Raw genomic sequence first — 22,780 nt, 5'->3', positions numbered from 1 at the left:
ACGGATTTTATAATAGGTCCTTCGCATCTACGCCCCGACACGCGTAAACTTGCCGATCACGTGTGAGCCCGAGGCCGCTTTTTCTCTTCTATGCCAGACATCGCCGCATCATCGCAGTACTCCCCGCCCGTCGCGCTCGTCAAAGCCGGCCAGCGTTTCGCCTTCGACGGCACGCACGGCTCGTCCGACGCGCTGCTGATCGCCCGCTACCATCTCGCCTACCACGAGAAGGTGCCGCTCCTGGCGGTCGTCTGCGAAAGCGCCGTCGACGCGCAGCGGCTGGCGCAGGAAATCAGCTTTTTTGCGCCCGAGGCACGCGTGCGTTTGCTGCCCGACTGGGAAACGCTGCCTTACGATACCTTTTCGCCCCACCAGGATCTGGTCTCGGAACGCCTCGCCACGCTGCACGATCTGGGCGAAGGCCGCTGCGACATCCTGCTGGTGCCGGCTACCACCGCGTTGTACCGGATGCCGCCCGCCTCATTCATGGCGGGCTACACGTTCTCCTTCTCGCAAGGCGAACGTCTCGACGAGGCCAAGCTGAAAGCGCAGTTGACGCTCGCCGGCTACGAGCACGTGAGCCAGGTGGTGCGTCCGGGCGAATACTGCGTGCGCGGCTCGCTGCTGGACCTCTACCCGATGGGCTCGCCCCTGCCGTACCGGATCGACCTGTTCGACGACCAGGTCGATTCGATCCGCGCGTTCGACCCGGACACCCAGCGCAGCCTCTATCCGGTGAAGGACGTGCGTCTGTTGCCCGGCCGCGAATTCCCCTTCGACGAAGCAGCGCGCACGGCTTTCCGCAGCCGCTGGCGCGAGACCTTCGAGGGCGATCCGAGCCGCGCGTCGATTTACAAGGACATCGGCAACGGCGTGCCGTCGGCGGGCATCGAATATTATTTGCCGCTCTTCTTCGAAGAAACGGCGACGCTGTTCCACTACCTGCCCGAAGGCGCGCAACTGGCGTTCGTCGGCGATCTGGACGCGGCGATCCGGCGCTTCACCAACGACACCAAACAGCGCTACAACTTCCTGTCGCACGATCGCGACCGGCCGATTCTGGAGCCGCAGCGTCTGTTCCTCTCGGACGAGGATTTCTTTGCGTTCGCCAAGCCGTTCGCGCGGCTCGCCTTGCCCGCCAATGCGGGCGGCGGCTGGTCGACCCCGCTGCCGGATCTGGCGATCGACCGTCACGCGGAAGATCCGGTCTCGGCCTTGCGCACCTATCTCGAGACCACGCCGAACCGCGTGCTGTTCGCGACGGAATCGGCGGGCCGTCGTGAAACGCTCTTGCAACTGCTGGCCGACAATCACCTCAGGCCCGTATCGAGCGACAGCTTCCAGGACTGGCTCACGAGCGACGAACGTTTTTCGCTAGGCGTCGCGCCTTTGGCGAACGGTTTTGCGGTGCCTATCGACGGCATCGCGATCATCACCGAGACCGAACTTTACGGCCCGCTCGCGCGCCGCACCGGGCGCCGCCGTCAGGAGCAGGCGAGCAACGTCGATTCGATGGTGCGGGATCTGTCCGAGCTGAAGCTCGGCGATCCGGTCGTGCATTCGCAGCACGGCATCGGCCGCTATATGGGCCTCGTCACGATGGATCTCGGCGAAGGCGAAACCGAGTTCCTGCATCTCGAATACGCGGGCGACAGCAAGCTTTACGTGCCGGTCGCGCAATTGCACGTGATCTCGCGTTACAGCGGCGCGGATCCGGAAAGCGCGCCCTTGCATTCGCTCGGCTCAGGCCAGTGGGAAAAGGCCAAGCGAAGAGCCGCGCAGCAGATCCGCGACACCGCGGCCGAGTTGCTGAACCTGTACGCTCGCCGCGCCCTGCGCGAAGGCCATGCATTCGCGCTCGAACCGAGAGACTATGTGAAGTTCGCCGAGAGCTTCGGCTTCGAAGAAACGCCGGACCAGGCCGCCGCGATTGCTGCGGTGATCGGCGACATGACGAGCGGCAAACCGATGGACCGCCTCGTGTGCGGCGACGTCGGCTTCGGCAAGACCGAGGTGGCCTTGCGCGCGGCGTTCATCGCAGTGATGGGCGGCAAACAGGTTGCGCTGCTCTCGCCCACCACGCTGCTCGCCGAACAGCACACGCAAACCTTTAGCGATCGCTTCTCCGACTGGCCGGTGCGGATCGCCGAATTGTCGCGCTTCAAGTCGACCAAGGAAGTCAACGCGGCGATCCAGCAGATCAACGAAGGCACGGTCGATATCGTGATCGGCACGCACAAGCTGCTGTCGTCGGATGTGCAGTTCAAGCGGCTGGGGCTCGTGATCATCGACGAGGAACACCGTTTCGGCGTGCGTCAGAAAGAGGCTTTGAAAGCGTTGCGCGCCGAAGTCGACGTGCTCACGCTGACTGCGACGCCGATCCCCCGTACGCTCGGCATGGCGCTCGAAGGCCTGCGCGATTTCTCCGTGATTGCCACCGCGCCGCAAAAGCGCCTCGCGATCAAAACCTTCGTGCGTCGCGAAGAAGACAGCGTGATTCGCGAAGCGATGTTGCGCGAGTTGAAGCGTGGCGGTCAGGTGTACTTCCTGCACAACGAAGTCGAAACGATCGAGAATCGCCGGCAGATGCTGGAAGCACTCGTGCCGGAAGCACGTATCGCCGTTGCGCACGGACAGATGCATGAGCGCGAACTCGAACGCGTGATGCGTGACTTCGTTGCGCAACGCGCGAATGTTCTGCTGTGCACGACGATTATCGAAACCGGTATCGACGTGCCGAGCGCCAACACGATTCTGATTCACCGCGCCGACAAGTTCGGTCTCGCGCAATTGCATCAGCTGCGTGGCCGCGTGGGCCGCTCGCATCACCAGGCGTATTCGTATCTGCTGGTGCATGACCCGCAAGGACTGACCAAGCAGGCGCAGCGCCGCCTCGAAGCGATCCAGCAGATGGAGGAACTCGGTTCGGGCTTCTATCTCGCGATGCACGACCTCGAAATTCGCGGTACGGGTGAAGTGCTCGGCGACAAGCAATCGGGCGAGATTCAGGAGATCGGATTCCAGCTTTACACCGACATGCTGAACGACGCCGTGAAGGCGCTCAAGGAAGGCAAGGAACCGGACCTCACGGCGCCGCTCGCGGCGACCACCGAGATCAATCTGCACGCCCCCGCGATTCTGCCGGCGGACTATTGCGGCGATGTGCAGGAACGCCTGTCGCTCTACAAGCGCCTCGCTAATTGCGAACACAACGATTCGATCGACAGCATTCAGGAGGAGTTGATCGACCGCTTCGGCAAGTTGCCGCCGCAAGCGCATGCGCTTGTCGAGACGCATCGCCTGCGGTTGGCGGCGAAACCCTTGGGCATTTCGAAGATCGATGCAGGCGAAACGGTGATCGGCTTGCAGTTCATCCCCAATCCGCCGATCGACGCGATGCGGATCATCGAGATGGTGCAGAAACACAAACACATCAAGCTCGCGGGCCAGGACAAGCTGCGCATTGAAACGCGCAGCCCGGATCTGGCCGTGCGTGTAGCGACGGTGAAAGAAACCTTGCGCGCACTCGGCACGCCCAGCCGCGGCACAGCGGCCACGGCTGCCGCGCGCTAAGGCTGCGCACCGTTGCGTACCCGCACGCCGGTGTCGCGGCAACACCGGTGTCAACACCGGCGCCGCCAACGGAACCAACGGCGGCACCATTAAAAAAACGGGGTACGTCTAGCCGTTTTTTTGTTTATGCTGCGGTGCGCAAATGCGCGCCGCAGCATACGGGTGCGTTTTTTTTGGGTATGATCGAAAGACTCAAATGCCGGAGTCTTGTTATGTCTCACGTCGCTGAAACAGCGCAGTCCTCGCAAACGCCCGCCTCTGAATCGAATTCCTCGTTGCCTGCCTCGCTTCCGTGGGTGACCCGTCTCGTGTCGATGGACACGGTGAGCCGCAATCCGAATCTCGGCCTGATCGAAACCGTACGCGACGAATTGCGCGCAGTCGGCATCGAAGCCACGCTCACCCACGACGAAAGCGGCAAATGGGCGAATCTGTTCGCAACGATTCCCGCACACGACGGCGAGACCAACGGCGGCGTGGTGCTGTCGGGCCATACAGATGTTGTGCCCGTAGACGGTCAGCAATGGGACAGCGATCCGTTCAAACCGGAAATTCGCGGCGATAAGCTGTACGGCCGCGGCACCTGCGACATGAAAGGCTTCATCGGCGCGGCGCTCGCACTCGTGCCCGAGATGCAGCGCACCAGGCTCGCGAGGCCGATTCACTTCGCGTTGTCGTTTGACGAGGAAGTGGGCTGTGCCGGCGCGCCGCTCCTGATTGCCGATCTGATGAAGCGTGGCGTGAAGCCGGACGGTTGCATCGTCGGCGAGCCGACCAGCATGCGCCCGATCGTGGCGCACAAAGGCATCAACGCGTATCAGTGCTGCGTGCGCGGCCAGGCCGCGCATTCGTCGCTCACACCGAAGGGCTTGAACGCGATCGAATACGCCGCGCGCCTGATCTGCTACATCCGGGATATGGCCGATCAATTCCGCGCACAAGGCCCGTTCGACGAACTATACGACGTGCCCTTCACCACCGCGCAAACCAGCACGATCATCGGCGGCAACGCGATCAATACCGTGCCCGCCGAATGCAAGTTCCAGTTCGAATTCCGCAATCTGCCCACGCTCGATCCCGAACCGATCTTCGAGCGCATCGATCAATACGCACGCGAAACGCTGCTGCCGAAAATGTTGCGCGAGCATCCATCTGCCGCCATCGAGATCACAAAGATTGCCGCGGCGCCCGGCCTCGATTCGTCTGAACAAGCCGCGATCACGCAACTCGTGCGCGCGCTGACCGCTGACCAGGACAAGCGCAAGGTCGCGTACGGCACTGAGGCGGGACTGTTCTCGCTGGCGGGCATTCCGAGCATTGTGTGCGGTCCCGGCGACATCCAGCAGGCGCACAAAGCCAACGAATTCGTCGCGCTGGATCAGCTCGTGGCATGCGAGCGCTTCCTGCAAAAATTCATCCACAGCATGTCGGTGGAAGCGCACGCGCACTGAAACTGAGCGCGGTAAAAACGGTCTTAGCCATATCGAGGAAAAACACGCCCACGCCATGTCAACCGCCACACCGCAGCACACCGACCACACGATCAACGGCGAGCCGATCCCCACTCTCGACAACATCGCCACACAGCATTTTGCGTTGACGCCGTGGGTAACGCGAACGCCGGTGTTCGACCGGCTCGATTTTCCGTCGCTGGAAGGCACGGTGGTGAACTTCAAGTTCGAGTTGCTGCAGGCGGGTGGCAGCTTCAAGGCGCGCGGCGCGTTCACTAACCTGCTCGCGCTCGACGAAGCGCAACGCAGTGCGGGCGTCACCTGTGTGTCGGGCGGCAATCATGCGGTGGCGGTCGCGTACGCCGCCATGCGTCTCGGCGTTAGCGCGAAGGTCGTGCTGTTTCGCGCCGCCAATCCGGCACGCGTCGCCTTGTGCCGGCAATATCACGCCGACATCGTCTTCGCGGAAAACCTCGCCGAAGCCTTCGAGCTTGTGCGCCGTATCGAGGCGGAGGAAGGCCGTTATTTCGTGCATCCGTTCAACGGCTATCGCACCGTGCTCGGCTCAGCCACGCTCGGCTATGAATGGGCCACGCAAACGCCCGACCTCGAAGCGGTGATCGTGCCGATCGGCGGTGGCGGTCTCGCTGCCGGCGTGGCCACCGCCATGCGGCTCGCGAATCCGCGGGTGCACCTGTACGGTGTCGAACCGGAAGGTTCGGATGTGATGGGCAAAAGCTTTGCCGCCAATCACACGGTCAAGATGGGCCATATGCACACCATCGCCGATTCATTGGCATCGCCGCATACCGAGGAATACAGCTACGAGTTGTGCCGTCGCCATATCGACCAGCTCGTCACCGTATCCGACGACCAGTTGCGCGCGGCGATGCTGACCTTGTTCGGACAACTGAAGCTAGCTGTCGAACCCGCCTGCGCCGCCGCTACGGCGGCACTGCTCGGACCGCTGCGCGAAACGCTGCAAGGCAAACGCGTGGGCGTGCTGCTGTGCGGCACCAATACCGATCCGGTCAGTTTTGCTGCGCATATCGAACGGGCGCGTCATAGCCAGTCACAGTTTCCAGAATAAACGCAATCCTTCCTTTCCGTGCCAAAAGACTAGCCTATCCTTCTCAGATTGGTATGATTCGATAATCGACTTCTGGGAGGAACGTATATGAGCATGATCAAGGAATTCAAGGAATTTGCCCTCAAAGGCAACGTAATGGATCTCGCCGTCGGGGTGATTATCGGCGGCGCATTTTCCACCATCGTCAATTCAATTGTTAAAGACCTGATCATGCCGGTTGTCGGCGTTGCCACTGGCGGCCTCGATTTCTCCAACAAGTTCGTTCGCCTCGGCGATATTCCCGCCAGCTTCAAAGGCAGTCCCGAGTCGTACAAAGACTTGCAGACGGCAGGCGTGGCAGTGTTCGGTTATGGCTCGTTTATCACCGTGGCCATCAACTTCGTGATCCTCGCGTTCATCATTTTCCTGATGGTCAAGTTCATCAATAATCTGCGCAAGCCGGCTGAAGCCGCGCCGGCAGAACCGGCGCCAACGCCGGAAGAAGTCGTGCTGCTGCGTGAAATCCGCGATTCGCTGAAGAGCTCGTCGCCGCGTTGAGCCGCTGGAGTTAAGTCACCCAAGTTGGATCAACCTGAACCACGTTAAACGTTCGCGTCGACACATTAAGCGGCGCAAATAAATAAGGCCTGTCGCGAGGAAATCGCTACAGGCCTTTTTCATACCGCGCGCAGATTACGCCACCTGCGTCGAGTTGACGTGGCGAATACACTAAGCGTTCTTTTCGTCCCCTTCGTTCTTTTCTGCCTTCTGATTCACCGCGCTTTCGATCATCGTCTCGAGCTGTCCGAAATTGACAGGCTTGGTCAGATGCGAAGTAAAGCCGGCGCTCAGGCAACGGCGCACATCGTCGTCAGTACCGAAGCCGGTCAACGCGACTGCCGGCGCATCCGAACGCTCGCGGAACGCTTTGACGAAATCGAGGCCCGTGCCATCGGGCAAGCCCACGTCGCTGATCACCAGATCGAACGTCTGCGACTGGGTGGCGGCGAGCGCATCGTCCACACGGCCCACCATGGTCACGTCGTGACCCAGGCTGCGAATCAGCTGCGCCATCACCTCGGCGGTATCCACGTGGTCTTCGATCAGCAGAATGGTCAGCTGGGCGTGATGACGCACCTCATCAGGCGCTGCAACGGGCGTGAGCTCCTCAGGCGCGGCGGCGGTCGGCAGCGTGATCGTGAAAGTCGCGCCGCAGTGTGCGCCCGGGCTCTGTGCGACCACCGTGCCGCCGTGCACGTCGGTCAGGGCCTTCGTGATCGCGAGACCGAGACCCAGGCCGCCGAATTGCCGCGTCATGTTCTGGTTGCCCTGCTCGAACGCGTTGAACAGTTTGCCGATCTGCTCGGGCTCGATGCCGATGCCCGTATCCTCGACCGAGATCTGCACATGCATGCGTTCATCGTGCGTGCGCACGTAGATATGGCCGCCGTCCGGCGTGAACTTGGCGGCGTTGCGAATCAGGTTCCACAGCATCTGTTGCAGCCGCGCGCGGTCGGCGAGCACGTAATGGTGCTGCGCATTCGTGCAGACGTGCACGTCCTGCTGCTTGACCTGGATCTCGCTGCGAAACAGTTCGAGCACGCTGTCGATCACTTCGTGCACGTCGACGGTTTCAAGCGACAAACGCAGCTTGCCGTTCGCCACGCGCGTGAGATCGAGCAGGTCGTCGATCAGGCGCGCTTCGAGTTCGACATTGCGGCGAATCATGCGCACGCTCGCACGCGCCTGATCGGGCAGACCCGGGATCATCTCCAGCACGCTAGCCCCTGCCAGAACAGGCGTGAGCGGTGTGCGCAATTCGTGCGACAGCATGGCGAGGAAGCGGTCTTTCGCACGATTGGCTTCTTCGGCGATCTGGCGGGCGGCCTGCTCCGAGGCGAGCAGCCGTTCGCGTTCCTCGATCGCCTCGCGCTGCGGATGAATGTCCGTGCAACTGCCGAACCACTTGCTGACGTTGCCTTCGGCGTCGCGCATGGCGACCGCGCGGATGTCGAACCAGCGATAGGCGCCGTCGTGGCGCCGAATCCGCAGTTCGTGCCGATAGTCACCGGCGCCGCCCGTCACCGCTTTGAGCCAGGTGCGGCGAATCTCTTCGCGATCGTCGGGATGCACCGCTTCGAGCCACGCGAGACCATGCGAACTGCTTTCCGCCAGCCCGGTGTAGTCGAACCACTGCTTCGAGAGGAAATCGCAATCGCCCGCGGCGTTGCAGGTCAGCACGAGGTGCGGCAACGCCTCTGACAAGGTTCGGTAATGCTGTTCGCGATCGCGCAGCAGCAAGGCTTCGTCCGAGGCCTTCTGCAAACGCACCTGGGAAAGCACCCGCTCCACCGCCTCGGGCAGGTAATCGAGGTAGTCGCCGGATTTCGGCACAACGTCGGATACGCCCGCGCGCAAGGCTTCGATCACACGCGATTCGTCAGTAAAACCGGTCACGAGGATGGCGGGGATCCGCACGCCTTCCGCACGCAGGCGGCGAAAGAAATCGAGGCCGGTCTCCGGCCCGCTGAGCTGGTAGTCGAGCACGAGCAGGTCGGGCGCACCCGCGGCGAGACGCGCGCGGGCCGCTTCGACCTGCGCGCAGATGGCAACCCGGCAGCCGGCGCGTTCGAGCGACTTGCGCGCGAGCCGCAGGATGCCTTCGTCGTCATCGACGACCAGCACATACGCGGCAGGCTGCGTGGACACGTCTTCGGTCATGCGGAGTCTTCTCTGGCTAGGTCTGGTGTGGCTGTCTTGTCATGGGTCGCTTTGGGAGCGCCTTCATGTGAATCTTCTGTCACGGCGCGGCCAGACGGTGGCCCGAGGGCAGTTTGACCACCTGCAGGAAGAAGCCCAGACGGCGCACCGCTTCGATGAACGCATCATATTCGACCGGCTTGGTGATATAGACGTTGCAGCCGAGTTCGTAACAGCGCGCGATTTCGCGCGGATCGTCGGTCGTGGTCAGCACGATCACCGGCACCGCGGCTGTCTGTGGCGAATCCTTCAGACGCCGCAGCACCTCGAAGCCATCCACGCGCGGCATTTTCAGATCGAGCAGCACGACGAAATTCGTCAGATCTTCGCGAGGTGGGTAAGGACTGGCAGCGGGGTCCGCCGGCGCAGGGCCAAAGAAATAATCAAGGGCCTGCTGGCCGTCGCGAAAGCGCACGAAACCATTCGAAATACCGGCGCGGCGCAGATTGCGCTCGACCAGCGTGGCGTGGCCGTCGTCATCTTCGATCAGCACGATACTGACCGTTTCCCCGTGACTCATATGCCCTCCGTACTGACAATCCGTTTTTGCATCATGCTTTTAACTATCCCCACCGTTTTCTCTCGCGCCGGTCGCGGTTCAATTGCGTGCAGGCTGTTCTGGTAACACGACAAAAAAAGTCGATCCCGCACCTTCGGCCGACTCGACCCAAACGCGGCCGCCATGCCGTTCTACCATACGCCGCACCACCGCGAGGCCGATGCCGTCTCCGGTCGCAACGTCGCCATGCAGGCGCTGAAACGCCCTGAATACCTTCGACATATACGCCGCCGGAATCCCGAGTCCGTTGTCTCGTACATAATAGGTGCGCGTGCGCAACGCGCGCGGCTCGGTTTCGTCGACCGGTTCCGGCTCCAGCGCGCCGATCTCGATGCGCCCGTTGCGCGCCGGGTCGAGATAATTGAGCGCGTTACCGATCAGGTTGCCGAAAATCTGCTCGATCGCACCCGGGTCGCCCCATGCAGGCGGCAACTCGCGCACGGTCACCACCGTACCGCGCTGGCTGATGGCGCCTTGCAATGCATCGACCACTTTGCCCACCACCCGCCCGACGCTCACCCGCTGCCACTGATATTCGAGCCGCCCGGCGCGTGAAATCCGCAACAGCGCGTCGATGATCGCCGCCGCCCGCGTCACCGCGGTGCGTAGATATTGCAGAGACTCGCGCACGTCGCCGTCAAGAATATGCGTCATACGCCGATGTTCGGCTTCCGGCAGTTTGGCCGCCTCGACGAGGCTGTCGAGATCGTCGCACGACACCTGCAATTCTTTCGAAAATCCTTGCAGATTCACCAGCGGCGAGCGCAAATCGTGCGACACGCTGTAGATGAACATTTCGTTGTCTTGCGTCTCCTGACGCAGCTCCTCGTTGACGCCTGCCAGTTCCCGCGCGCGCGCCTCGAGCCGCACTTTCAGCTTGGCCTGCTCGCCTTCGGCCTCGCGCAGGCGTTCACCCGTCTGATGCAGCACGGCGTCGAGCGCGGCAATTTCGTCGCTGCCGGAGAGCGGCGCCGCAAGCTGCCGCCCACTGCCCAGGCGCTCGGCATTGCCGGTCAATACCTCCAGCCGCCGGCCAATACTGCGCGCGAACACGACCGCAGTGGCCGCCCAGATCAGCATCGAGCCCAACACCGCGGCGATCAGCGCATATTGCTGGCGTTCGCGGCGCCGTGCCAGGGCCGCGCCGCGCTCGGTGTCGAGCCGCGAAGCCTCGTTGCCGAACTCGGTAAGCTGATCGCGAAACAGTGCGATCTGCTGGGGCAGCGCGCCCGTGTCCTGCGCGGCAAACGAATTCAGGTTGTGTCCGGCACGCAGCGCCTGCGAGATCTCAGTGGCCTGCATGCGATACGCGTCGATCGCCTGTTGCATCTTGCGCACACGCGTGACCTGTTGCGGCGTATCGGCCACCAGCGTTTCCAGATTCGACAGGCGGTCGCCGAGATCGACCCATACAGTATGGCGGTCGACAAACGACGGATCGCCGACGACCATACCCGTGCGGACCCGCGCGGCCTGACGCAGCAGCGGATCGACAATGGCCGACGACTGATAAAGGATCTGCTTGCTGTTGCTGACCCACCGCGCGGCCTGCGCTGTTTGCTCCTGGGTATCGAAGACGACGCCCAGAAGCGCCAGCTCGACCGCGCTCGGCACTGCAATCAGCAGCAGACCCTTGGTGAATAGTTTCATGTTCGCCCGAAGGGTCGTTCAAGCCACGGCAGTACGCACGGACCATGCGCCTCGCCTCGGCATGCGGGCGGGCCGTTGCGGTGCAGGACTGGCCAGCACGCCGCGGTGCAGCCGGACGGGCCATTATCGACGTGAATGTGAGATATTTCAACGTAGCGGCTAGATGCGCTCGCCCACATAAAAATGACTTTTTTATTGATACGAGTTGTTTTTTCGGCGGCGCGTGCGTCTATGATGGAGACAGATGTGCTGGGAAGCGAAAGCGCGCGGCGAGGCGGTTCGGCATGATTCGTGCGGGAGGCGGTGAGAACGGCGTAGAAGCCGAATCATCGTGAATCCGGCCTTGTCGTATGCTATAAAAGATCGACGTGCGGCGCGCGAAGCCGGGAGTTGTCGCATGAGGACGCTGCGTTTCTTGCAATTCTTTTTCAGGCGAATTTTTATGTCCTTCCCGAAAAAGCGTAGACGCGCGAAGGTGGACGGCGATGAGTCGTTCCTCGCGGTACTACGGCATTTCAAGCCGTTCGGTCAGCTCGACACCAAAATTGCGCGCGCTCGCGCACAGGACGAGCCGGTGCTCTATGCGCATGTGCTGCCCGGCCTCGACGTTCTTCTGTGCAGCGTCCGCGGCGCCCAGCCGCCCTATCCCGCGCCCGCCGAATTGCGGCGGCGCTGTATCGAATCCATTACCAATGCATTGGAACAGCCGCTCGATGGTCTCGAGAACGGCGGGTATTGGTATGAAGCCGACGGATTCGGGTTCCTGGTCTTTGCCAGCCGAGCCCGCGGCAAGATTCTGACGGAGTTTGGCGCCACCCGCGTTGGCGGCGCCCGGCGAGGGGTTCGCAGGCAGGACGCGGCGGGAGATGCTGCTCCGCGCTCGCTACGGTAATTCTTTTCTTTCCTTTGCCTGTTGCGACTGATTAGTGTTCGCTCCGTATTGGGGGAACGCTAATCAGCCACAAGAAAATAAAGGCAAGGCCGGACCCGAAGAACCAACTCCACCAGTCCGCCGACGCAGCAGAAAACATTAACTCCCCTTGTATTCAGCTCCCGTGGGCGGCGACGTGACCGCAGGCTTCCTGTCGCCCGCAGCCGGTGAGGAAGCGCCTGCGGAAGACTTGTTCACCGGCGCGCCGTCGAGGGAAATGGCGGGCTTGGGCGCTTGCTTCATACCCGGCGCGGGCGCGGTCGGCGCCTGACGAACCTGCGCCAGCAACTCCCCGCACGGCAGCGGTTTGTTATTGCTAGGCGCCAGCAGCGGAATCAGCGCCGCAAACGGATTGATCAACCCGAGCCCGATCACGGCGCCCCCTCGCAGCGCCAGCGCGGTGGCATTCACGCCTACGTGCGGGTCTTTGAACGTCCCCTTCACATACAGCGGCGAGCGCAGCGAAAACACCCGGAAACCCTTGGTATGCGGATGCACGCCAAGATCCATCGATTCGTCGCGCAGATTCACGTTGCCGTCGATATTGATGACCGCGTCGTCCGTGTCGAGCGCGAACACACGCGAATCCAGTACACCGTTCGTCGCAACAAAATCCGCCGCCGCGCAGTTGATCTTCACGTCGCGATTGCCGAACAGCTTTTCATAGACCACGTTCGCCACGTTCAGACCCGCGGCTTCCATCAGCAGGCGGCTTACCGTGCCGTCGGTGATCAAGGCTTTCACCTCGCCGTTCGACGTCGCCGCCAATGCCGCCGGCGAATTTCCGGTCGCGGTGAGCGCGGCGTCGCCGTTGACTTCGCCGAGCGCGTTCTGCATCGTCTTGAAGTCCGGGAACAGCTGCTTGAGCTTCAGATGCCGCGCTGAGGTCGCGAAGCGGCCCTTTAGCGGCGTCGTGCTGCCGTCCAGATGAATATCCGATGACAGCGAGCCACCCGCCACGCCGAACTTCAGCGGTTCGAGCGACAGCACGCCGTCGGTCATCACGACGTGCGTGTACAGGTCAGTAATCGGCAGATTGGCGTCCTTGACGATGCGGCGCCCCGTGAACTTTACGTCGGCGTCGATCGCCTTCCAGCGATCGGTGCGGAATTCTTCGACCGGCAGGACCTTGTTGGCGGGCTGCGCGGTCGCATCGCCGCGTTTGGCCTTGCTGGCCTTCGAATCCGCGCCGATGACCGGCGCCAGATCGGCGAATTGCAGCAGATGCGACACCAGTTCGCCCTGCAACAGCGGACGCGGCTCACGCGCCGTGTAGGTCAGCGAGCCATTCAGATCGCTGCCACCCACCCGGCCTGTAAAATTTTCATACTTGAAGACGTTGGCGCCGGGCTTGAACTGGCCGACCAGGCGCCCTTCGGTGGCATACGGCGGCGTGTCGGGCAAGGTCACGCCCGTCAGCGAATACAGCCGCGCCAGGCTGTTGCCTTGCAGCCAGAGACGCAGATCGACCGCGGCAAGATGCGCCGGATCGGTAATCGTGCCCACGAGGCCGACGCGCAGATCGCCGGCCTTCACGTCGGCCTGGACCGGGAACGGCCGGTTCGCGTCCTGCAACGCCAGCACGCCGCCCACCTTGCCGCTGCCGGAAACCGGCGTCTTGTTGTAGGTGCCCTTGACGGTCCAACCGATCGCGTACGGCGGGATCGTCGGCTTTGCGCCGATTGCCCCGCCTGCCTCGCTGGCGTTCGGCGCCGAGGCTACGGCGGCGCCGCTTGCGCCCTCGCTCGCTCCGCCGGCAATCAGCGCGCCCGACGCGTTGATATCGGTCGACGAAGCACCGGAAGCCGCCGCCGCGGACGCTGCCGCCGCTTCCGATGCAGCCTGCGCGTTAGCCTGTGCCGTCAGCTTGCTCGCACCCGCTTTACCGACCGCCTCCGCCGATGCGCTGCGCGACGCCGTCTCCTGCTGCTTCATCACTTCGCCGATCGGAATCGGCTGGCCGAGCGTATCGATGGCCATCTGCATCTCGACCTTCTGCTGCTGATCCGACAGCGCGATATTGCCTTTGGCAAAGGCGATGTCGTGCAGATCGAGCTTCCATTCGGAAGGGCCGCTGGAAGACGCCAGTTTGAAGGTCCAGTTGTTGCGCCCGTCGAGCAGTCGTTCGAGGTCGACGGAAGGATTCACAAGGTTGATCGCGGGAATCACGATGTCATGCGCGAGCAGCGGCAGCACCTTGACCTGGAAGTCGATTTCGTCCAGCGTCGCGAAGTGCGGCTGTTTGGCCCAGTCGGGATTGCCTACCGTGATATTGGCCGCTGAGAAACGCGGCCAGGGCACCCAGCCCCGCCAGCCGGTTTCGCCGACTGGATGCTGCCAGCCTACTTTCAGATCGCCGTTGATCGCGAACGGCCGGCCGATCGCCTGCGTCACTTTGTCGTCGATGTAGGGGCGCGCCCGGTTCCAGTCAAAGGTCAGGATGAAGATTGCCAGGGCGACAATCAGAATGACGATGATCGCCAGCAACCATGCGATGATTTTTCCTATCCGTCTTCCAATCGTGCTCGACACTGCCATTGAAAAGCTCCGTCTTTTTTCTTCGTTGTGCATGGGGACCAGCACGTATCGTGCCCGGTGGTATTGTCTAATAGGGGTCGTTTTATCATGCCGCACAGCGCCGGCACAGGTCTCCCGGCCATGGAAACGTAAGGAAATGTCATGGCGGCCTCCGAATCCACGAAAAAATCCACCACGATCCAACTCATGTCAGATGTTCCCTTCGTCTTCGCTGAAGGCATCGCCCGGCGCGATGCATTGCGCGGACAAACGCTGCTGCAGCCGACGACCTTCGCCCTTTGCGCCGGCGACCGCGTCGCGGTCACCGGGCCGTCAGGTTCGGGCAAGAGCGTGTTTCTGCGCGCCCTCGCCCTGCTCGATCCGCTCGATGCGGGACGCATCATGTGGCACGGCGCGGCGGTCGAGCGCGCCGCCATTCCGCGTTACCGGCGCAACGTCGCGTATATCCGGCAGCGACCCGCGCTGCTCGACGGCAGCGTCGAAGACAACCTACGTTACCCGTTCGAATTGCGGACCTATCGCGACGTGCGCTTCGATCGCGCACGTGCTGCAGGCCTCGCCGCTCAGGCCGGCCGCGGCGACGATTTTCTCGACAAGCGCGCGAGCGAGTTGTCCGGCGGAGAAGCGCAGATCACCGCGCTGATTCGCGTTCTGCAACTCGCGCCTGAAGTGCTGCTGCTCGATGAACCCACCGCTTCGCTCGATCCGGAGTCGTCGCACGCGATCGAGGCTTTGGTGCACGCGTGGTTCGCGGCCGAACCCGGCCGGCATGCGTCGATGTGGGTGTCGCACGATCCCGCGCAAGCCGCGCGCATGAGCGAGCGGCACCTCACGATGCGCGCCGGCGTGCTCGACGAATCCCCCGTGACGCCCGCGCACCAGGAGCTCGGCCAATGACATTGCAAAATCTGAGTCTCTGGGACGTCGCGATCGCCGCATTGCTGATCGTGGTGAACGGTGCCGTGTCGGTGGCGCTCAAGCTCGATCTCGAACGCAAGCTCGCGTGGGCGGCGGTACGCACCGTCGTGCAATTGCTCGCGATCGGCTATGTGCTCGGCTGGGTGTTTCGCTATGACCACTGGTTCGTGGTGCTGCCCTTGATGGTCTTGATGACGCTGATCGCCGGCTTCGCGGGCGCACAGCGCGGCAGCCGCACCTACGCCGGGCAGCGTGCGGACAGCGTGCTGTCGATCTGGGTCAGTTCGTGGCTGGTGGCCGCGGTCGGACTCTTCGTCGTGATCCGCATTCATCCATGGTACGAGCCGCAGTACGCGATTCCGATTCTCGGCATGATCCTCGGCAATACGCTCACCGGCGTGTCGCTCGGCATCGAACGGATGACCGAGGAACTGACCGCGCGGCGCGACCGTGTGGATATGGCGCTCGCACTCGGCGCGACCCGTTGGGAAGCGGCGCAGGCGCCGGCGCGCCAGGCGGTGCGCGCGGGCATGATGCCCACCTTGAATCAGATGGCCGTGGTCGGCGTGGTGAGTTTGCCCGGCATGATGACCGGGCAGGTGCTGGCCGGTCAGTCGCCGTTGCAGGCAGTGCGTTATCAGATCGTGATCATGTTCCTGATCGCCGCGGCCTCAGCCCTGGGGACGGTGGGCGCGGTGCTGCTCACGTATCGGCGGCTCTTCTCGGCGGAGCACCGGTTTCTGTCGGCGCGGCTGGTGGAGCGGCCCGCGGCGCAGCGTTGATGGGGCAAACAGTACACGGGGCGACGCGGCTGGCGTCGCCCGTTCGCGGTTTGCCTCATCGGCCGCGCGCGTGAGGTCTGCGCTCATCGCGCAGACCTCACGCGTGGCCTTCAGCGTTTCGCGGTGACCGCCACTTCGGTGCCGTCACTAAGCGTCAACGTTTTCGTGCTGCCGTTGGTCGGCATCGTAAAACGCAGAATCTGGCTGACGGCCACGCTGTTCGGACACTTGAGCGTTTTGCCACCGCTCGTCACCGTCTTGACGCCATGCGGGGTCTGCGCCTGGAAGCTCAATTGCACTGACGCGGTGCCGTCACTGCCGACGACCGGCGCAAAACGGATCTGCGTCTGGCGAATCATCGCGCCGTTGGTATCGGTTGGCAGCGACGAGTAATTCGGGCAGCTATCCGTCGCGGGCACGGGGCCGCCTGGGGGCACCGTCTTCCACGTGAAGTCGTCTGATTCGCCGGAGCGGATCGTACGCGTTTCCTGTGAATTGCCGAACTGCTTCGACGTGACACGGACCGTATAGCGGATCGGACCGTCGAGGGCGGACTGCGACGTCACTGTGATCGGCGTGGCTGCGTGAGCTGTCGTCACGAGCATGCCGGGCGCGAGCGCGCATGCGAGAGAAGCAACAACTGAAACGGCGGAGAGTTTGAAGCTTGAGCTCATACTGTCACCTCGTTGTTGTACCGCTGCGCGCCCGCTCTAGCGCTACTGCCAATGCACTGCCTGACTGGAGCCTGATTCACGCCGAGTTAATACCTGGTAGCACCTGGTAAACACGTGGCTGAGGCCCTGCCAGACGAGCTGCGAGACGCGCAACTGTTTTAGCATGATGCCCCACCAGTCTACCGCCAAGCGGCGTTGCGCGCGCTTCATACGAATCGGGTGTTACCCCGCTTGCGTTGAGGCGTTTTCTGCGCGTGCGACGTGACAGGAACGCCAACCCCAGCTCTGGCTAGAAGCCCGTCAGCACCAGCTTGCCGATCGCGCGCCCCTCTTCGAGCAGTCGATGCGCACGGCGCAGATTGTCGGCGTTGATCGTGCCGAGATTCTGGCCGACCGTCGTGCGCAACGTGCCTGCATCGACGAGACGCGCCACCTCGGTGAGCAGCTTGTGCTGCTCGATCATGTCCGGCGTGCCGAACATCGAACGCGTGAACATGAACTCCCAGTGGAACGCGGCGCTTTTCGCCTTCAGCAGTTCGACAGGCACCGGCTGGCTGTTTTCGACGATCGTGCAGATGCCGCCCTGCGGCTTGACCACTTCAGCGGCTGCCGGGAAATTATTGTCGGTATCGTTGAAGATCAGCACGTAATCGACCTGGTCGATCCCGAGCTTTTTCAATTGCGCGGGCATATGGTCGAAGTGATCGACGATATGATCCGCGCCCAACTCCGTCGCCCACTTCGCCGATTCAGGGCGCGAGGCAGTCGCGATCACTTTGAGTTTCGCGAGTTGCTTGGCCAGCTGAATGCCGATCGAACCCACCCCGCCCGCCCCGCCGATGATCAGCACCGTGCGGCCTTCATCCGCGCCTTGCGGTGACACGCCGAGGCGGTCGAAGAGTGCTTCCCACGCCGTGATCGCGGTCAACGGCAAAGCGGCCGCGTGTGTGAAATCGAGCGACGCCGGCTTGCGCCCGGCAATGCGTTCGTCGACCAGATGGAACTCGCTATTCGCGCCCGGCCGGGTGATGCTGCCCGCATAGAAAACCGGGTCGCCAACTTTGAACAGCGTGACGTCGGGGCCAACCGCCACTACCGTGCCGGCGGCGTCCCAGCCGAGCACCCGCGGCGCTTTCTCGACGGTGTCTTTCGGGGCGCGCACCTTGGTGTCGACCGGATTGACCGAGATGGCTTCCACCTTCACCAGCAGGTCACGGCCGGCGGCTTCGGGTTTGGGAATTTCGACATCGACCAGCGACTCGGCATGATCGATCGGCAAGTAACGATGGAGACCTACAGCTTTCATCACAGCTCCTGTTCTTTCTGATGAGGTTGAGAAACCGGTGATCGGTGCCGACAGCGCCTCGCGCCGTGCAGGACTATTCGATCGCATTGCCGTCATCCTAAGGCGGTTCTTATTCTCATAAAAGCATCATAATGACTGAAACATCTTTTTGAATTTCAGAAGAATGAACCATCCTGCCGACCCCGTGGAACCCGCCGTCAAGCCCTCGTCCGGCGAACGGGAACGACTCGATCTGCTAGACGTCGCCCTGTTCGTGCGGGCCGCCCTGCTCGCCAACGTGTCGGCGGCCGGCCGCGAATTCGGCCTGTCGGCGGCGGTGGCGAGTTCGCGTATCGCGCAGCTCGAAAGGCTCCTTGGCGCGCGGCTGCTGCATCGGACCACCCGTCGCATCAGTCTCACGCAGGACGGCGAAGTGTTCATGACACGCGCTCAGGCGCTGCTCGACGCAGCCGATGCCGCGCGCGCCTCGGTGGGCCGCGCGCAGGCCGAGCCGCAGGGGCGCTTGCGGGTGTCGATGCCATCGTCGTTCGGGCGGCAGCATGTATCGCCAGTAATCAGCGAATTTCTGCGCCGCTATCCCGGCGTGAGCGTCGATCTGCGTCTGACGGATCAGATGGTCGATCTGGTCGATGCGGGTATCGACGTGGCGATCCGTGTCGGCGTGCTCAAGGATTCGTCGCTGGTGGCGCGGCGCCTCGCCGTCAACCGCCGCGTGCTATGCGCGGCGCCCGCTTACCTCGCCGCGCGTGGGGCGCCGCACCATCCTTCGGACCTCGCCCAGCACGAATGCATCATCCTGTCGGACCAGCGCGACTGGGCATTCGTGACGCCCGCCGGACCGCTTACGGTGCGCGTGAGCGGACGCCTCGTGGTCGACAACGGCGAAGTGATTCGCGACGCCTTGCTGGCCGGTTTCGGCATCGCGCTCAAGTCGACCTGGGACGTGGCGCCGTATCTGCGCAGCGGCGAACTGGTCAGCGTGCTCGACACCTATCCGCTCGCGGAGCAAGTGGCGATCTGGGCGGTCTATCCAAGCCGTGCGTTCGTGCCGCCGAAGACGGTCGCGTTTATTGAGTTCCTTGTCGCGCATTTCGGCGATCCGCCTTATTGGGATGTGGAGCCGGGGTGGGCCGGTGGGCCAAACGCTGGGCCGCACCAAAGCGCTGAGTGATCACCGATGGCCTCGGTGCGAGCGCATAGGATTCGGTTCAAAGTGCGGCCGCGACGGCTCATTGCGGACACGCCGGACCAGCACGACGCAACGTTTTACGCGGCTCAGCGCGCACCTAACATCAGCGCTTGCTGGGCCTGCCACCACTTGCTTTGCCATCGGAGTTGACGTCCACGTGCGCATCGTTCTGCGTCTTTTGCTGATACTCGTCACCGCCGCGGCGGTCCGTGTCCTTCAGTCCGCGCTCGATGTCGCGATGCGCCTGCTTGCCGACACGACGCGGAGCGTCTTCATGTTGCGATTCCGGGTCCTGATCGGTTTCATGCGGCAGCGGCGCCGACGCTTCCTCGCGTGAACGCGGAGTCATCTTTGCATGCGGGTCGGCCTGCTTCTCGCCGTCGGACGATTGCGCTGAGGTCTTCATGGTTTGCTCCTTTTTCAGATTGAATCAGGTCGGCTGGGGCGCGGTCACTCCGCTTCATCCAGACGCTTTCTCATCGCTGCGGTGATGCGTTGACGTGTCTTTGCGTAGTTCGCCCACGGGTCGCGCTTGAGGTCTGCGAGACGCTCATGTACGTTTTCGATGGTCCATTGATCGCCGTTCGTGGTGGTGGCGACTTCATCCCACGAGAGCGGCACTGAAACGCCCAGCCCCGGTCGGGCGCGTGCCGAGAATGCGGCCACCGTACTCGAGCCGCGGTTGTTGCGGAGGTAATCGACAAAGATCTTCTGCTTGCGATTCTGGGCGCCCATCTTCGCGCTGAAGTACTTGGGCAACGTCGTCGCCATACGCTGCGCGACGGCTTGCGAAAACGTCTTCACCTCGTCCCAGCCGGCATGCTTAGCGAGCGGCACCACCACATGGAACCCCTTGCCGCCGCTCGTCTTGCAGAACGAGGTCAGGCCGAGTTCTTCGAGCAGCGAGCGCGTCAGTTGCGCGGCCTCGATCATCCGCTCCCAACCGAGCGATGCGTCCGGGTCGAGATCGAACACCATGCGATCGGGTTTTTCGATGTTCGACACCACGGCATTCCACGTGTGAAATTCGATCGTGCCCATCTGTGCGGCGCCGACCAGCGCCTTGAGGGTATCGACGGTAATCAGCGGTGGATGACCAGGATCGAGTCCGGGATGCTGCGTGACGTTGGGGATCGACAGTTTCTGACTGTGCTTCTGGAAAAACAGCTCGCCGCCGATGTCCTCGGGCGCGCGCACCAGCGACACCGGCCGGTCCTGCAGATGCGGCAGCATCCAGTCGGCGACCGATTCGTAGTAGCGCACGAGATCGATTTTGCGGGTGCCGGTGCTTTTATCGATGACACGGTCGGGATGGGATACGCGGACGCCGGCGACTTCGGCTGGCGTTGCTGCGGTTTTTGATTTCGCTGCGGTGGTTTTTGTTGCGGGCGTCTTCGCTGCACCTTTTTTAGCGGACTCGGATGCGGCACTCGCAGCGTTCTTTTTCGTCGTGCGCTTCTTCGCCACGGTGTCGGATGCGGTATCGGTTTGCTCCTGCACATCGGCTCCTTTACGGGATGCTTCCCTGACGACCTGCCGCGCCGGTTTGTCATTGCGCAGACTCACGAACGACGCCTGCCGCACGATGCCCTCGCTCGTCCATTCAGCGAAATTGCATTCGCAGACAAGCACCGGTTCGACCCAATGCACCGGCGTTCGGCTGCGCTCGCGCGGTGTGCTGGCGAACGGCATGCGGCTGGTGGCGTGCGCGTCGAGTTCCTTCTTGAGCGAGCGCAGCAACGCCGCGTCGAAGCCCGTGCCGACGCGGCCGGCGTATTGCAGTTTGCCTTTGTCGTCGTAGATGCCAAGCAACAACGCACCGAACGCCGCACGGCTACCCGCCGGCTCTGAATAGCCGCCGATCACGAATTCCTGGCGGCGTCGGCATTTCAATTTGATCCATGCGGATGAACGCCCCGAGGTGTAACCGCTATCGCGCCGTTTGCCAATGATGCCTTCGAGCGCCATGTCGCACGCGCTCTTCAGCAGATCGTCGGCGCTGAACGCGAAGTCGTTCGAGAAGCGCAGTACGCTGTCGTCGTGCCCATCCGTGCCTTCCAGCAACGCGCGCAGAATCGCGCGGCGTTGTTCGAGTGGCACGCCTCGCAAGTCGTAGCCGTTAAGGAACGGCACGTCGAACAGATAGATGACGATGTCCTGCGGGCGGTCCGCGTCGAATGCGTTTTGCAGCGCCTGAAAACTCGGTACGCCGTTGTCGTCTAGCACCACCGCTTCGCCGTCGAGCCAGGCGCTTTCGATGTCGAGTCGTTCGAACGCCTTCACCTGCTTGCCGAACTTCGCGGTCCAGTCGTTGCCTGCGCGCGTGAACACCTTGAGCGTACGGGTCTTTGCGTTTCGATCGATACGGGTCAACACGCGATAGCCGTCGAACTTGATTTCGTATGCCCATTCATCGCCGGGTGGCGCGGCGTCGACGAGCGTAGCCAGTTGCGGCTTGAAGGTGGCGGGCAACGCGGCCTTGACCGCGCCTTCAATCGAGGGCGATGCGGCAAGCTCGCGCAGTGACTGTATGCTGCGGGTCGACACGATGTCGGTTTTTTTCGGGTCGGGACGGCTTGAAGAGCTGGCTTTCGCGCGGTTCCTGCCAGTGATGTTCGAGTTCGATACTGTTGCTTTGGCACTGGCGACGTTTGCAGTCCTGGCGGCCCTGATTGCAGTCCTCGCTCCGGTCTTGCTTGCGCTCTGGCGTGTGAACTCGCTCGCAGCCGTTTTTGTCGCGGTTCTCGTGGCCTTTGCGCGCTTGCCCGCCGACCCACTGCCCTCCAGTACGCTGCCAGGGCACTCCTTCAGGACGTCGTAGTCGTTCTGATCGCGTGCTTCCGCGTCGCGCTCCTTGATCAGCAGCCACTGCTCCTTGTCGCCACTGCCGCGCATATGGCTGCGCACCAGCGTCCAGCCACCGTGCAGCTTTTCACCAAAAAGCCGGAATTTAAGCTTGCCCGCCTTGTACGATTCCTCCGCCTCCGCCGCGCCGCCGACAGGGTCCCACGTCCCGCGATCCCACACGATCACGGTTCCCGCGCCGTAGTTGCCAGGCGGGATCTCACCTTCGAAAGAGCCGTATTCGACAGGATGATCTTCGACATGCACCGCGAGCCGCTTCACCGACGGGTCGAGGCTCGGCCCCTTGGGCACCGCCCACGACAATAACGTGCCGTTCAGTTCGAGGCGGAAGTCGTAATGCAAGCGCCGCGCGTCGTGCTCCTGAATCACGTATGACAGCGCCTCGTTCGAGATGCGCGCGGCGCTCTTGCGGCCGGCTTTCTTCCGCGCAGCCGTGCCCGATGGCTCCGGCGTTTCGCCGAAGCGGCGCTTGCGGCTGTAGAGATCGAGCCTGTCGTTCATGGAGATGAACTCGT

General features: G+C 62.7%; 16 protein-coding genes. 8 read left to right on the top strand and 8 right to left on the bottom strand.

Annotated elements, in window-relative coordinates; translation table 11 throughout:
- Positions 1 to 90 precede the first annotated feature (90 nt).
- From mfd to mscL, 4 genes are all read left to right on the top strand, one after another.
- Positions 91 to 3,573, top strand: a complete 3,483-nt coding sequence (gene mfd / locus BM438_RS02175; protein WP_093632677.1) for a transcription-repair coupling factor — start codon at positions 91 to 93, stop codon at positions 3,571 to 3,573.
- A 212-nt stretch (positions 3,574 to 3,785) separates the two neighbouring features.
- Positions 3,786 to 5,024, top strand: a complete 1,239-nt coding sequence (gene argE / locus BM438_RS02170; RefSeq protein ID WP_093632676.1) for an acetylornithine deacetylase — start codon at positions 3,786 to 3,788, stop codon at positions 5,022 to 5,024.
- Positions 5,025 to 5,079: 55 nt separating this feature from the next.
- Positions 5,080 to 6,114, top strand: coding sequence for a pyridoxal-phosphate dependent enzyme (locus tag BM438_RS02165; protein ID WP_093632675.1), 1,035 nt, complete (start codon positions 5,080 to 5,082; stop codon positions 6,112 to 6,114).
- Positions 6,115 to 6,201: 87 nt separating this feature from the next.
- Positions 6,202 to 6,651 (top strand): large conductance mechanosensitive channel protein MscL, encoded by a 450-nt coding sequence (gene mscL, locus BM438_RS02160; RefSeq protein ID WP_054039506.1) that lies wholly within the window; start codon positions 6,202 to 6,204, stop codon positions 6,649 to 6,651.
- A gap of 171 nt (positions 6,652 to 6,822) precedes the next feature.
- On the opposite strand, the gene BM438_RS02155 is transcribed toward mscL, so the two are convergent.
- The 3 genes from BM438_RS02155 to BM438_RS02145 all read right to left on the bottom strand — a co-directional run bounded on the left by BM438_RS02155 (position 6,823) and on the right by BM438_RS02145 (position 11,062).
- Complete coding sequence (locus BM438_RS02155) at positions 6,823 to 8,814, bottom strand: hybrid sensor histidine kinase/response regulator (RefSeq protein WP_093632674.1); 1,992 nt, start codon at positions 8,812 to 8,814, stop codon at positions 6,823 to 6,825.
- A 79-nt stretch (positions 8,815 to 8,893) separates the two neighbouring features.
- On the bottom strand, positions 8,894 to 9,373 hold the full coding sequence (locus BM438_RS02150; RefSeq protein ID WP_054039505.1) for a response regulator: 480 nt from the start codon (positions 9,371 to 9,373) through the stop codon (positions 8,894 to 8,896).
- A gap of 78 nt (positions 9,374 to 9,451) precedes the next feature.
- Positions 9,452 to 11,062, bottom strand: a complete 1,611-nt coding sequence (locus tag BM438_RS02145; protein WP_093632673.1) for a sensor histidine kinase — start codon at positions 11,060 to 11,062, stop codon at positions 9,452 to 9,454.
- A 397-nt stretch (positions 11,063 to 11,459) separates the two neighbouring features.
- On the opposite strand from BM438_RS02145, the gene BM438_RS02140 reads away from it, so the two are divergent.
- Positions 11,460 to 11,954, top strand: a complete 495-nt coding sequence (locus BM438_RS02140) for a hypothetical protein (protein ID WP_028196609.1) — start codon at positions 11,460 to 11,462, stop codon at positions 11,952 to 11,954.
- A 138-nt stretch (positions 11,955 to 12,092) separates the two neighbouring features.
- Here the strand turns inward: BM438_RS02140 and BM438_RS02135 are convergent, their stop codons facing one another.
- Positions 12,093 to 14,531: an AsmA family protein gene (locus BM438_RS02135; protein WP_093632672.1), complete on the bottom strand. Its 2,439-nt coding sequence runs from the start codon at positions 14,529 to 14,531 to the stop codon at positions 12,093 to 12,095.
- Positions 14,532 to 14,717: 186 nt separating this feature from the next.
- Between BM438_RS02135 and BM438_RS02130 the strand changes: the two genes are divergently transcribed.
- Entirely contained in the window at positions 14,718 to 15,428 is a 711-nt protein-coding gene (locus tag BM438_RS02130; protein ID WP_093632779.1) for an ABC transporter ATP-binding protein, read from the top strand.
- Entirely contained in the window at positions 15,425 to 16,231 is an 807-nt protein-coding gene (locus tag BM438_RS02125) for an ABC transporter permease (RefSeq protein ID WP_093632671.1), read from the top strand. The genes BM438_RS02130 and BM438_RS02125 overlap by 4 nt, the downstream gene beginning before the upstream one ends.
- A 110-nt stretch (positions 16,232 to 16,341) precedes the next feature.
- Here the strand turns inward: BM438_RS02125 and BM438_RS02120 are convergent, their stop codons facing one another.
- Both BM438_RS02120 and BM438_RS02115 read right to left on the bottom strand, forming a co-directional pair.
- Positions 16,342 to 16,905, bottom strand: a complete 564-nt coding sequence (locus BM438_RS02120; protein WP_093632670.1) for a DUF6013 family protein — start codon at positions 16,903 to 16,905, stop codon at positions 16,342 to 16,344.
- A gap of 289 nt (positions 16,906 to 17,194) precedes the next feature.
- A complete protein-coding gene (locus BM438_RS02115; RefSeq protein ID WP_093632669.1) occupies positions 17,195 to 18,211 on the bottom strand; it encodes a zinc-binding alcohol dehydrogenase family protein in 1,017 nt (338 codons plus the stop codon).
- Positions 18,212 to 18,374: 163 nt separating this feature from the next.
- Here BM438_RS02115 and BM438_RS02110 point away from each other — a divergent pair, with 163 nt between their 5' ends.
- The gene (locus tag BM438_RS02110; protein ID WP_093632668.1) at positions 18,375 to 19,382 is read left to right on the top strand and encodes a LysR family transcriptional regulator; all 1,008 of its coding nucleotides are present in this window, start codon (positions 18,375 to 18,377) and stop codon (positions 19,380 to 19,382) included.
- A gap of 121 nt (positions 19,383 to 19,503) precedes the next feature.
- On the opposite strand, the gene BM438_RS02105 is transcribed toward BM438_RS02110, so the two are convergent.
- Both BM438_RS02105 and ligD read right to left on the bottom strand, forming a co-directional pair.
- A complete protein-coding gene (locus BM438_RS02105; protein ID WP_093632667.1) occupies positions 19,504 to 19,806 on the bottom strand; it encodes a hypothetical protein in 303 nt (100 codons plus the stop codon).
- A gap of 44 nt (positions 19,807 to 19,850) precedes the next feature.
- Positions 19,851 to 22,766, bottom strand: coding sequence for a DNA ligase D (ligD, locus tag BM438_RS02100; protein ID WP_093632666.1), 2,916 nt, complete (start codon positions 22,764 to 22,766; stop codon positions 19,851 to 19,853).
- Positions 22,767 to 22,780: the final 14 nt, after the last annotated feature.

It is taken from the genome of Paraburkholderia aspalathi, assembly GCF_900116445.1.
Lineage (GTDB): Bacteria > Pseudomonadota > Gammaproteobacteria > Burkholderiales > Burkholderiaceae > Paraburkholderia > Paraburkholderia aspalathi.
This window is presented reverse-complemented; position numbering and strand designations above follow the sequence as displayed.